This is a genomic window from Albidovulum sediminicola (assembly GCF_025751575.1).
Classification (GTDB): Bacteria; Pseudomonadota; Alphaproteobacteria; order Rhodobacterales; family Rhodobacteraceae; genus Albidovulum; species Albidovulum sediminicola.
Map to the genome: position 1 here is coordinate 1 of NZ_JAOWLA010000009.1, position 12,254 is coordinate 12,254.

10 protein-coding genes are annotated in these 12,254 nt (G+C 66.7%); 5 read left to right on the forward strand and 5 right to left on the reverse strand.

The window, feature by feature from the left end; genetic code table 11:
* Nucleotides 1–174: 174 nt before the first annotated feature.
* Nucleotides 175–930: a sulfotransferase-like domain-containing protein gene (locus tag OE647_RS10545; protein WP_263721686.1), complete on the reverse strand. Its 756-nt coding sequence runs from the start codon at nt 928–930 to the stop codon at nt 175–177.
* Between the two features lie 5 nt (nt 931–935).
* Nucleotides 936–1,772, reverse strand: a complete 837-nt coding sequence (locus OE647_RS10550) for a hypothetical protein (protein WP_263721687.1) — start codon at nt 1,770–1,772, stop codon at nt 936–938.
* A 100-nt stretch (nt 1,773–1,872) separates the two neighbouring features.
* Here OE647_RS10550 and OE647_RS10555 point away from each other — a divergent pair, with 100 nt between their 5' ends.
* On the forward strand, nt 1,873–2,790 hold the full coding sequence (locus tag OE647_RS10555) for a LysR family transcriptional regulator (protein WP_263721688.1): 918 nt from the start codon (nt 1,873–1,875) through the stop codon (nt 2,788–2,790).
* A 43-nt stretch (nt 2,791–2,833) separates the two neighbouring features.
* On the opposite strand, the gene OE647_RS10560 is transcribed toward OE647_RS10555, so the two are convergent.
* Entirely contained in the window at nt 2,834–3,727 is an 894-nt protein-coding gene (locus OE647_RS10560) for a LysR substrate-binding domain-containing protein (RefSeq protein ID WP_263721689.1), read from the reverse strand.
* Nucleotides 3,728–3,837: 110 nt separating this feature from the next.
* On the opposite strand from OE647_RS10560, the gene OE647_RS10565 reads away from it, so the two are divergent.
* Genes OE647_RS10565 through OE647_RS10575 form a run of 3 tightly spaced genes read left to right on the forward strand, consistent with a single transcriptional unit; the run spans nt 3,838 to nt 8,422 of the window.
* Complete coding sequence (locus OE647_RS10565) at nt 3,838–6,180, forward strand: FAD-dependent oxidoreductase (RefSeq protein ID WP_263721690.1); 2,343 nt, start codon at nt 3,838–3,840, stop codon at nt 6,178–6,180.
* Nucleotides 6,177–7,631 carry an aldehyde dehydrogenase family protein gene (locus OE647_RS10570; RefSeq protein ID WP_263721691.1) on the forward strand — a complete coding sequence of 485 codons (1,455 nt, stop codon included), beginning with the start codon at nt 6,177–6,179 and terminating at the stop codon, nt 7,629–7,631. The genes OE647_RS10565 and OE647_RS10570 overlap by 4 nt, the downstream gene beginning before the upstream one ends.
* A 56-nt stretch (nt 7,632–7,687) precedes the next feature.
* A complete protein-coding gene (locus tag OE647_RS10575; RefSeq protein ID WP_263721692.1) occupies nt 7,688–8,422 on the forward strand; it encodes an aspartate/glutamate racemase family protein in 735 nt (244 codons plus the stop codon).
* Here the strand turns inward: OE647_RS10575 and OE647_RS10580 are convergent.
* Entirely contained in the window at nt 8,406–9,320 is a 915-nt protein-coding gene (locus tag OE647_RS10580) for a LysR substrate-binding domain-containing protein (RefSeq protein ID WP_263721693.1), read from the reverse strand. The genes OE647_RS10575 and OE647_RS10580 overlap by 17 nt on opposite strands.
* Nucleotides 9,321–9,498: 178 nt before the next feature.
* Between OE647_RS10580 and OE647_RS10585 the strand changes: the two genes are divergently transcribed.
* On the forward strand, nt 9,499–11,088 hold the full coding sequence (locus OE647_RS10585) for a trimethylamine methyltransferase family protein (protein ID WP_263721694.1): 1,590 nt from the start codon (nt 9,499–9,501) through the stop codon (nt 11,086–11,088).
* A gap of 23 nt (nt 11,089–11,111) precedes the next feature.
* On the opposite strand, the gene OE647_RS10590 is transcribed toward OE647_RS10585, so the two are convergent.
* Nucleotides 11,112–12,191 (reverse strand): threonine aldolase family protein, encoded by a 1,080-nt coding sequence (locus tag OE647_RS10590; protein WP_263721695.1) that lies wholly within the window; start codon nt 12,189–12,191, stop codon nt 11,112–11,114.
* Between the last annotated feature and the right edge of the window lie 63 nt (nt 12,192–12,254).

The following is a 12,254-nucleotide window of genomic DNA, read 5'->3' on the forward strand; positions in this document are numbered from 1 at the left end:
TCATCAGAAGCTCCAGGTCGCAAACCTGCCGCTGCGACAGGTCCCAAGACGGCAACGCCGCCGCCTCGTGCTTCAGCTTCTGGGCGGAATCGTAGGAAACATAAAGCTCCGGAATCGGAGCAAGGTTCCCCAACGCGCCTCCGTTCGGGCGCGGCCCCTGGTTCACAGCGTCCTTCATTGCGCGAAGGCCTCGGCCCGGAGCCGGTGCTTGTGCAGGCGGTCGTAGTGCGGCTTCATGCGCCGGTGCACCTGCTGAACGCGCGGCGGCGTGTTTTCAAGCGTCACATACTTGCGCGTCTGCGGCCTGAGCCCGGTGGAGGCCTTGAGATTCGCGTGGAAGGACCCGCCGTCCCACCAGCTGTACTGGCCCGTATCCGCGCCGGGCTCCCAGGTCAGGGCTTCGGGGATGAAGGGGATCCCGACGCCCTCGCAGAAGGCCCGCGTCATCTCATAGGGCGCTTCGAGCAGATCGTCGCTGTCGATCACCGTCGGCGCCTTGCCGGTCATCGCGCTCAGCAGATCGAAGAGCGCGCGCTGTTCGGGAAAGCCGACCTCGCCCTCATCGAAATCCGGCCACTTGTCGTAAAGCGAGGTGATCGTCTTGGCGGGATCGCGGATCAGGAACGCATGGGTGAAGTTGGACAGAAAGTCCGCATCCCACATGTGGTTGATGTAATGCGGAAAATCCTTGATGAAGACCGGCCGCTTCTCGGCCGCCGCCTTGATGGTTTCCCAGACGCTTTCCAGCGTCAGCCCCGGCGTGGTCTTGTCACCCTCCTTCCAGCGCTGCCACAAAGGCGCCTCGCCCTGGTACCACGCCTCGCCGAAGGGTTCGTGGAAGCATTCCATGTCGCCGCGCTGGCGCATCATCCATTCGAAGGCGGTCGACGTGGACCGCGGGACCGCCCAGAGGGCAACGATCTTGTGCATTCTTGTCATCCTTTCAGCGAGGACAGGAGAGCGCCCTGCCGGGTGGTGGGGGCAATTCCGAGGGTCTTGAATATCCGCCAGTAAAGCGCGGTATCGTGGCCGATGACCGGCTTGCCGAGCAGCGCTTCGAGATCGGCCTCCAGATGGACCGGACGCTGCGCGAGCCCGTCGCCGGCGCGGCGGAAATTGCACATTCCGTTGATCAGGTAGGCGTCGGCATCAGGCGCCTTGTCGGCGACGTATTCGAAGCTCTTGCGGGCCAGATCGCCGTCGAAGCACCAGTGCATGCCGTCGACCTCTTCCTGGGTTTCAAACCAGCCCTGATCGACGAAGTTGCCGGCCCAGAGGACATCAAAACCGGCCTCCTTCCAGAAGTTCACCGTTCCCTGCCACCAGCCCGGCCGGTGATAGGCGGCGTTGAGCGCCACCTTCTCGACGTTCATCGCGCGCAGCGCCTCGACCATCGCATATCCGGCCATGTGGAACGGCGTCTCGTATTTCTCGCTCAGCATCTCGCAGTGCTGGCGGATGCCTTCGACGCCCAGCCCCGAGGCATGCACCCAGTTCGATCCGACCTGGCCACAGACATTGGCGCCGTTGTTTGCCATGCACTGGACGAAATCCTCCATCATGCCGAAGTTCTGCTTCCGCTGGTCCAACTGGTGCCGGTAATCCGGGACATGCAGCATCCAGCCATGGACGCCGACGGTCTCGGGCGCCATCCGGAGGAAATCCGAAGGGGCGGCGTCCCAATCGATCGGCGGGCAGGTGAACCCCACCTGGTGGGGGAAAAGCTTGTTCCGGGGAATCGCCCAGTGCTTCGGTTTCTCGTATTTGATCATGGATATCCGCTCCCGCAGGTCATCGGCCTGACGATATTTTTCGCCCTCTGAATGCTCGATATCCATTGCCTTTTGTAGCGATTATCGTATCAAAAATGATATGAGTCAGCCACGCTTCCGCATCCCCTCCTCCAGCACGCTCATCGCGTTCGAAAGCGTCGCGCGCCTGGGTGGCGTCGGACGCGCGGCAGAGGAATTGAACACCTCGCAGTCCGCGATCAGCCGTCATCTGAAGCATCTGGAGGATGATCTGGGCGTCCGGCTTTTCGAACGGCTTGGGCGCGGCGTGTCGCTGACCTATGCGGGCAAGACCTACCTGGATGTCGTCTCCTCGGCGCTCGGAACGCTGACCGCCGCGCGCCAGGCGCTTCGCGCCTCCTCGCGCGATATCACCATCGCTTGCACGCATGAGGTCTCGCACCTGCTGCTGATGCCGGTGTTCCGGGAGATGCGGCGCGCCATCGGCAGCGATGTGAACGTCAAGATCCTGACCTGCGAATACGATGCGATCCCCGCGATGATCCATGCCGGGGCGGATATCGTGTTCCGGTATTCCCAGATCCAGCCCGACCGCCACAGCGTTGCCGTGGTGGATGAAAGCTTCGTGCCGGTCGCCTCGCCCTCGTTTGCAGAGGAGTTCGACGCGATCCTTCGCCGGCCGCCCCCGGATTGGGCAGGGGTGCCGCGCCTGGCGCTAACCAAGAACAACTTTGGCTGGGCGACCTGGGACACCTGGTTCGGCGCCCTGGATGCGGTTCCGCCCGCTGCGGCGACGGACACCTATGACAACTACGTCTACCTGCTGGAGGCCGCCGCCGCGGGAATGGGGTTGGCCCTGGGATGGTCGGGGTTCGTCGACAGGTACGTCGCCTCCGGCGCGCTGGTCAGGGTCACCGACCACCTGATCACGCGGCCGACCAAGCTCTACGCCGTCGGCACGCGAAAGGGTGACTTCAACAAGGGCACCCGGAAATGCCTGGACTTTCTTTCAAGCCTGTATGCGCGCCGGGTCGGCTGACCCGCAGGCTGCCGGGAACCGGCCTGCGGCGGGCGCGGTAACGTCAGGGCTCCACCCCGCCCGCAAAGCCCTTCAACCAGCTGAAAACCACGCCCGGCACCCGCCCCGGCGAGGGCGGGGCCGACCTGATCAGGTAGTAGTGAAAGGGCGCGGGGAGCGCCTCGCGAAACAGGGCGACCAGGCGGCCTTCGGCAAGCAGCCCGTCGATCAGGGGCAGCGTCCCTAGGGCAATCCCGTGGCCGCGCATGCAGGCCTCGATCATGAGCGCGGGATCGTCGAACACCCATTCATCGGGGTTTTCGGCCATCCGGACCCCGGCCAGTTCGCACCAGTTTCGCCACATCCGCGTGTCGCCCTCGTGAAGGATGCGGTTTTCCCGGAGGGTCTTCTCCGGGTCCGCCGCCCCGGCGGAGGCCATCAGCGCGGGGCTCACGACGGGCATCTGCGTCGCCGCCATCAGCTTCATTCCGTCATGGCCTTCCGGTACGCCATTTCCCCAGATGATCGCGATATCGACCTCTTGCAGCAGCTCGGGCCGGTCAAGCGTCACATTGAGGAGCCGGAACGCGACACCGGGATTGGCCAGGGAAAAACGGTCGAGCCGGGGCAGCAGCCAATGCGCGCAGAACAGCGGCGGGGCGGCGATCGTCACCGTTCCGGAAAGATCGCGGCTCTCGCTGTCCGTCCCGAGCAAGGCGAGATCGGCAAAGGCGCCCTGCGCCGTCGCGAAGACCGTCTGGCCGCGCCGTGTCAGAACGAGGCCCGAGCGCGTGCGCCGGAACAGGGACGTCCCGAAATAGGTTTCAAGCGCTTTGACTTCGTGGCTGACCGCACTTTGGGTCAGCGACAGTTCCCGCGCGGCGGCTGAGATGCTGCCATGGCGCGCCGCCGCCTCGAACGCCCGCAGCGGATAGAGCGGTGGAAGACGCCGTGCCATACCCTGCCCACCCCATGAATCTGGTTCATACCCGACATGAGGATTATCCGTTTTTCGAGGGCTCGGGAAGGTTCCTATGCTGCCGCCGACGACCAAGGTGGAGGCGGATCGTGCAGGAGAAAGTCGAAGTCCTCATCATCGGCGGCGGCGCGGTTGGCTGCTCCATCGCCTATCACCTGACGAAGAAGGGCTGCCGCGACGTCGTGCTCTGTGAAAAGCACGAATTCGCCTCGGGCGCGACCGCCTTCGCCGCGGGTCATGTCATCCTTTACACGCTCGATCCCACCATCAGCCGACTCAATCGCTACGGGGCAGGCCTTTACGCCCGGCTTGAGGCGGAAACCGGCATGTCGCCCGGGTTTCACCCCTGCGGCAACCTGCGGCTGGCCACTCACCCTGGGCGGCTTGACGAGTTCCGCCGCTATCTGGGGGTCGCCGAGGCCACCGGCGTCGAGGCACAGTTGCTGACACCCGAGGAGATCGGCGCGCTCTGGCCGCTGATGACGACCAAAGGGGTCCTCGGCGGGCTCTACAACCCCGGGGACGGGCATATCGCCCCTGCCGACCTGACCCAGAGCCTGGCCGCCGGGGCGCGCAAGGGCGGCGCAAGGCTGCATCGGAACTGCGAGGTCACCGCACTTGTGCCGCACGCGGACGGCTTCTGGCGCGCCGAGACCTCGATGGGAACGATCCTTGCCCGCCATGTCGTGGCCGCGTCGGGCAACCATGCCCAGCGCGTCGCCGGAATGGTCGGGCTGACCGCGCAATGCGTGCCCGTGCGGCACCAGTATTTCGTGACCGAGCCTTTGGCGGAACTCGTCGAGCGGCGCCGGGCGGGTCTGCCGGAAATGCCGGTCATGCGCGATCCCGAGGATGTTTTCTACTGCCGTCAGGAGGGTGATGCCCTGCTGGTCGGGGCCTATGACGGACGCGGCGAGGCGCGCTTCGTCCAGGACCCGCCCGCCGGGATGGCCGAGCCCTTCCCCGACGAGATGGAGAAACTCCTGCCCTATCTCGAACGCGCGGTGGAACGGGTGCCCGCACTCGGCAGGGCGGGCGTGCGGCGCGTCGTCAACTACGCGATGCCCTACACGCCCGATGACCTGCCGACGGTGGGGCCCGCCTTTGGGCGAAAGAACCTCTGGCTCGCCGAGGGCAATCCCTTTGGCATCACGCTTGCCGGGGGGATCGGCTGGCAGATGGCGGAGTGGATCCTTGAGGGCGCGCCCTCGATCGACATGGCGTGCTGCGATTCCCGACGCTTTGGCGAATGGGCGACGCGCGAATGGTCCGCCCGCAAGGTCGAGGAAGCCTATGAGCATACCTACCTCCTGCCCAAGCCGGGCGAGGAGCTGCCAGCGGCGCGCGGGCTGCGCACGACGCCGCTCCATGACCTGCTGGCCGCGCGGGGCGCGCGCTTCGGCGCCGTCGCCGGATGGGAGCGGCCCAACTGGTACGCGCCCGAAGGGATGCAAGACGCTCCCTCGTTCTACCGGCCCAACTGGCATGAGGCCGTAGGCCGGGAATGCCGCGCGGCGGCCACCGGTGTCGCGCTTGCGGATGTCAGCCATGGCGCGCTGATCCGTGTCTCTGGCGCTTGTGCGGAAGGCTTTCTGGCCGGCATCCTCTCGGTCGACCTGCCCGCGCCGGACCATGCCGCGGCAGGCTTTCTTCTCACCTCGCGGGGCGGGATCGAGGCCGAGGTCACCGTCACGCGGGAGGGCGCGGACCGCTTCATTCTCACGACCTCCGCCGTGGCGGAGCGCCGGGTGCTCGATGCGCTGCTGAAGTCCGCCCCCATCGGGAACAGCCCGCGGATCGAAAACCTGACCGCGTCCGAAGGCGCGCTCCTCCTTTGCGGGCCGTCCGCACGGCAGCACTTGCAGAAGGCGACCGGGGCGGCGCTGGAAGACGGAGCCTTCCCGCCCGGCGCGGTACGCGCGATCACCGTCGGCTACGCGCCGGTTCGCGCCCATCGCTGCAATCCCTTCGGCCTGCCGGGCTATCGGCTCCATGTCCACGCCGACATGCTGCGCCATGTGTTCCTCGCGCTGGAACCGGGCGCCGTCCTCATCGGCGCGCGGGCGCTCGAGTCGCTACGACTGGAAAGCGCGGAGCCGACTTGGCCCGCAGAGCTGAATGTCGAGATGCCGCCGCCCACGGCTGCTGGCGCGCCAGAGACGGCGCAGCAGCTCGTCCACCTTCAGATCGCTGGGGCTGAGACGATGCCGCACGGGGTCGAGCCGGTCCGCGACGGCACCGGGCGGATCGTCGGGCGCACGACCTCGGCCGGATGGGGGCATCTGGGCAACAAGGCGCTGGCCTTCGCATTGCTCGCCCCCTGGGAGGGCAGGCTGGAAGTTCGCGTCATGGGCGTCTGGCATCCCGCGGCGCCAACCGACAAAAACCCCGCCGCGATGCGGGACAAGACCAAGGAAAGGGCACTGACATGAGCGCTGCGATGAAGGACTACTGGCGGAACTATATTGGCGGGAAATGGGTCGACGGCGCGGCAGGCGGGCGGATCACGCTGCTCGACCCCGCGACGGGCCGGCCGCTCTCCGAAGTGGCGCGGGCAACGGCGGCCGATGTGGACAGCGCCGTGGCTGCGGCGCGGCGCTGCGTCACGTCGCGCGCGCTGATCGACAAGCGCCCGATGGCGCGCGGCCGCATGGTGGCCGAGATCGGCCGCAAGCTGCGCGAACGCTCCGAGGAGATCGCTACGCTCATCTCGCTTGACGCCGGAAAGCGCATCTCGGAGGCGCGCGGCGAGGTGGAGGGCTCGGCCAAGTATTTCGAGTATTACGGCGGGCTCGCCGCGCAGATCGAAGGCCGTTACATCCCGCTGGGCGATGGCTATGTCGATTACGTGGTTCCCTACCCCTACGGCGTCAGCGCCCATATCATCCCCTGGAACTTCCCGCTCAACATGATCGCGCGGTCGCTGTCGGCGGCGCTGGCGGCCGGCAACGCCTGCGTGGTCAAACTGCCCGAACTCGACCCGACAGCAGGCTATGTCCTGGCCGAACTGGCCGAGGAGGTCGGACTGCCGGAAGGCGCGGTGAACCTGATCTGCGGCTACGGCCACGAGGCGGGCGCGGCGCTCGCCAGCCATTCTGACATCGACCAGATCGTCTTCACCGGTTCGGTCGTCACCGGCCGCAAGGTCGCTCATGCCGCCGCCGAAAGCCTGATCCCCGCGGTGCTCGAACTTGGCGGCAAGACCCCGGGTATCGTCTATGGCGACGCGGATCTGGACAACGTCGTGGCCCAAACCCAGGCGGGCATCTTTTTCAACACCGGCCAGTGTTGCGATACCATGTCACGCCTCGTCGTCCATGACAGCCTCTACGACGAGACGGTGGAACGCCTCGCCGCCATGGCCGGCGGCCTCAGCATCGGTGCCGGGATGGAGGACCCCGACATCACGCCACTGATATCGGCCGAACAACTCGCCAAGGTCGACACCTACGCGCAGATCGGCGTTCAGCAAGGCGCCCGGGCGGTGGCGGGCGGCCGCAAACTGGACCGCGAGGGAAATTTCATGGCCCCGACGATCCTGGCCGACGTGTCCCCCGAAGACCGGGTGAACAAGGAGGAGATCTTTGGCCCGGTGCTCTCGGTCCTGAAGTTCTCCGACCCGCGCGAGGCCTTAGCGATCGCGAACGGCACGGAATACGGTTTGGCGGCGGTGGTCTTCACCAACGACCTCGACCGGGCGATCTGGACGACGGAGCGGCTGGAGGCGGGACAGGTCCATGTGAACGAATGGGGCGTCGGCGGTGTCGAGACCCCCTTCGGCGGCTTCAAGAACTCCGGCATCGGCCGAGAAAAAGGCGTCGAAGCGCTGGCGAGCTACTATCAGTCGAAGAACGTCGGCATGAAGCGCCTGCAATCCTTCTGATCCATGTGCCGGGCGTTCCGCAAGCGCCCGGCATTTTCCAGAACGAGGAACCGCCGTTGATCTACAAGGCACAGAAAGGCCGTGACATCTATGGCGCCCCGGTCGGCATCATCGTCATGGATTGCGCGATCCCCTACCCGCCCGGCACCCCCGGCAATCCCTCAAGCTTCGGTTTCCCGGTGCTATACGAAGTCGTGCGCGGCGCCACCATGGACAGCTTGATCTACACGCCCGACTCGCGGCTGGCGGAGCCCTTCCTGGAGGCAGGCCGCAGGCTCGTCGCCCAAGGGGTGCGCGCGGTCTTCGGCAATTGCGGCTTCATGGTCCTGTTCCAGGAGCGCATGGCCGCCGCGTTGCCGGTGCCGGTCTTCATGTCGAGCCTCTTGCAACTGCCGCTCGCCGCGCGCGGTCTGGCGCCGGGGCAGTCGGTCGGCATCATCTCGGCCAGCGCGGCCTCTCTGACGGAAAGGCACATGGAAATCGCGCTCGGGGGGGCCGAAGTCGCCTTCCATATCACCGGGCTCGAAAACCGGCCGGCCTTCAAGGCCGCGGTGCATGATCAATCTGGCGCGCTCGATTTCGAGGCGGTCGAGGCCGAGGTCGTCGCGGCCGCGCGCGACTTGATTGCCGCACACCCCAAGATCGGCACGCTGCTCTTCGAGTGCACGGACCTTCCGCCCTATGCCCATGCGGTGCAGCAGGCGACAGGCCTGCCCGTCTTCGATATCTCCACTCTGATCGGTTTCGGCGCCGCCTCGGTCATGCGCCGTCGCTTCAGCGGCCACTATTGACGACCGCGCTCCGGGCGCGCTCGGCCTCGACATCGGCGACAAGCCAATCCGCGAAGGCGCGGATCTTGCGGTCACGTTCGCGATCCGCGCGGTACAGCACCGCCCAGTCGCCGCGCGAGCGCGCCACCAGATCGACCGGCAGCACCAGTTCTCGCCGCCGCAGTTCCTCTTCCGCGAAGGGACCGTTAAGCATCGCGACCCCGGCGCCGGCGATCGCCATCTCCAACGCCAGCGCGTAGGTATCGACCTTCGTGTAGCGCAACGCCGGGGCATTCTCGATGCCGGCGGCCCGGAACCAGTCGCGCCAATCGTTGGGCGCCGAGGACACCTCGATCAACGGCAGGCCGAGGAGGTCGGATGGCGTCACCACCGGGCTCAGCGCAGCGAGGATCGACGGGCTGCACACCGGATAGAGCGTGCCCTCGAACAGTCTGCGCGCGCGCAGGCTACCCGGCAGGTCACGGTCGACATACATGATCGCGATGTCGGTATTGGCCTCGTCGAACCACCATTCCGTGCGCCGCGTGTTCAGCGAAAAGTTAATCTCGGGGTGAGCGGCATGGAAGCGCGAGAGCCGCGGCGACAGCCAGCGGATCGCCACGGTGACATAGGTCTCGATCCTCAGATCGGCCTCCGGACCGTGCCGCCTGATGATGCCGGCGCCGGTCACCAGCGTCTCGAGCGCCTGCCGTGCATAGTCGTAGAAGACCCGCCCCTCCTCGGTCAGGGCGACCGAGCGCCCCTCCCGCAGGAAGAGCGCGCAGCCAAGGTCGTCCTCAAGCTGGCGGACCTGATGGCTGATCGCGACATGCGTCAGGTTGAGCTCATCCGCCGCCTTGCGGAAGCTGCGCAGCCTTGCCGCCGCCTCGAATCCCTTCAGCGCGTTGAGCGGTGGCAATGAGCGGAATGGCTGGCGTCCATTCAATGCGCGGCCCCCCCTTGGCTCTCGCCGCCCAGGCCGGCGGCCGGACCGGTAAGCTGCGGTTACCGATCGCCAAAAAACTATCAATTGTAGGAATTTGCGCCAGTCACACAATGCAGATGCGACACGAAACCACAGTGGAAAGGGCGCCGCCATGAACCAGATGCAAGTGACCGAACCACGGCGCGGCGGGCGCGCGGCGCGCCGTGCCCTGAGGGCGGCACCTGGCGAGTTCGATCTGCGTCCGGTGCGCGGCGGCATGGAGAACCCCCGCCACTTCCGCCCGCTAAGCGAGACCGACATGGCGCGCATCCACCGGGCCGCGCTTGACGTTTTGGAAACGGTGGGCATCGGCGACTGCCTGCCCTCGACGGTCGACTACCTGACCCGGATCGGCTGCATCTACCGCGACGACGGCCGCATCACCTTTCCCCGCGCCCTGGTCGAGGACTACATCCCCCGCATCAACCGCGACTTCCTGCTTGCCGGGCGCGATCCGCGTCACGACATGCACATGCAGGCCAGCCGCTTTTACTGCGGCACCGCCGGGGCGACGGTCAACATGGTCAACCCGCGCACCGGCGCCTATCGCGGCACGACGCTTCACGACCTCTACGACTGTTCGCGCCTGGTCGATACGCTCGACAACATCCACTTCTTCCAGCGCACCGTGGTCCCGCGCGAGATCGAAGACTTCTTCGAGATGGACTTCAACACCTGCTACGCGAGCCTGGCCGGAACGTCGAAACATGTCGGCACCAGCTGGGGCGGCGTGCGGCAGCTCGAAGCCTCTCTGGACGTGATGCATCTGCTCGCCGGAAGCGAGAAGGCGTGGCGCGAACGGCCATTCGTGTCGATGTCCTGCTGTTTCACGGTCTCGCCGCTGAAATGGGCGGCCGACAGCTGCCTTTGCCTGGAGGTCGGCGCGAAGGCCGGCATGCCGATCATGCTCGTTTCGCTGGGTCAAGCCGGCGCCACTGGCCCGGCGGCGCTGGCCGGCAACGTGGTGATGATCCTGGCCGAGCTCCTGGCCGGCATGATCTATGTCGACGCGGTCGCGCCGGGCAATCCGGTGATCCTTGGCTTCTGGCCATTCGTGTCTGACCTACGCACCGGGGCGATGTGCTGCGGCAGCGGCGAACAGGCGCTGCTGACAGCGGCCTGCGGACAGATGAGCCGGTATTACGGGCTGATTTCGGGGATCCCTGCGGGCATCGCCGACAGCAAGATGCCGGACGCGCAGTCGGGCTACGAAAAAGGCCTCAACCACGTCGTCACCGCCAATTCCGGCGCCAACCTGATGTATGAGGCGGGCGGAATGGTCGCCTCGCTCATGGGTTTCTCGCTCGAAAGCCTGGCGATGGACAATGACTCGATCGGGGCGGCGCTGCGCACGGTGCGCGGCATCGACGTGAACGAGGACACCGTTTCGGTCGATGTCATCCGCGAGGTCTGTCTGGACGGCCCGGGCCATTTCCTCGCCCATGGGCAGACCATGCACCTGATGGAGCGTGATTACGTCTATCCGAAGCTTGGCGACCGGATGAGCCCGAGCGAGTGGGCCGAAAAGGGCCGCCGGACCGCGCTTGACCGCGCCATCGACCAGGTCGATCAGACGCTTGGCGCGCATTATCCGGAATACATCCCCCGCGCGATCGACGAGGCGATCCGCGCGAGATACCCGGTCCTCCTGCCACGCAACCGCATGCGCCCGAACGCCGACTGGCCGCGAACCTGGGGCTGAGGGTGGCCGCCGCTGGCCCCGTCTCAGGCCGAAGCCCCGGTGATCATTTCGGCGATCAGCGCCGCCGCTCGGTCGACATCGGTTTGCGAGACATCCAGATGGGTGACGATACGCAGTATCGACGGCCCCTCGACGTTCACGGCAACGCCCTCCGCTGCAAGCCGGTCTGCCAGCTGCGCGGCCCCTGAACGCGTTGACGAAAGGTCCAGGAAGACGATGTTGGTCGCGTCCTCCACCGGCGTCACCAGAAGCCCTGGCACTGTCCTCAGCCGCTCCGCGAAACGCCGCGCGTTGGCGTGGTCGATGGCGAGCCGCTCGATATTGTGGTCGAGCGCGTAGAGGCCCGCCGCCGCCATGATCCCGGACTGGCGCATCGCCCCGCCAAGCCGGTGTTTCCAGGCCAGCGCCTCATCGATGAAGTCGGCCGGCCCGGCCAGGACCGCCCCGAACGGGCAGCCCAGCCCCTTCGAAAGATCGATCCAGACGCTGTCGCAGGCATGGGCGAATTCGGCGGCCGGAACGCCCGCGGCCACGGCGGCATTGAAAAGCCGCGCCCCATCCATGTGCAGGGCGAGCCCGCGCGACCGAGCAAGCCCGGCAAGCTCCGCGATCGCGGCCTGCGGCCAGATCCGGCCGCCGCCACGGTTGGTGGTCTGCTCGATGCTGATGACGCGGCTGAGGGGCGCACGCGGGCGGGGCGCGCGCAAGAGCGGCTCGACCTCGGCGGCCCCGAAGATGCCGCTCGCACTCGCGATGGGGCGGACCTGCGCCCCCGCCAACGCCGCGGCGCCCGCCCCTTCCGATCCGAAGACATGTGCGTTGGCCGCGCAGATAATCTCGTCCCCCGGGCGGCAATGCACGAGGAAGGCGATCTGGTTGCACATTGTCCCAGACGGCAGGAACAGGGCCTTCTCTTGCCCCAGAAGGGCAGCGGTGCGCGCCTCAAGGGCGAGGGTGGTGGGGTCTTCACCCCGCTGTTCGTCGCCGACCTCCGCCTCGGCCATCGCCCGGCGCATCGCCGGGGAGGGCCGTGTCGCGGTGTCGGATCTGAGATCGACAGTTCGTGATGCGCTGGTCATCGTCACCCGGTTGCTGGTCGCCACGCCCGTCGCCCGCCATCCAGCGGGCGCGCATGCACGTTTCCTGCGTAGCGGGTTGACCAGACA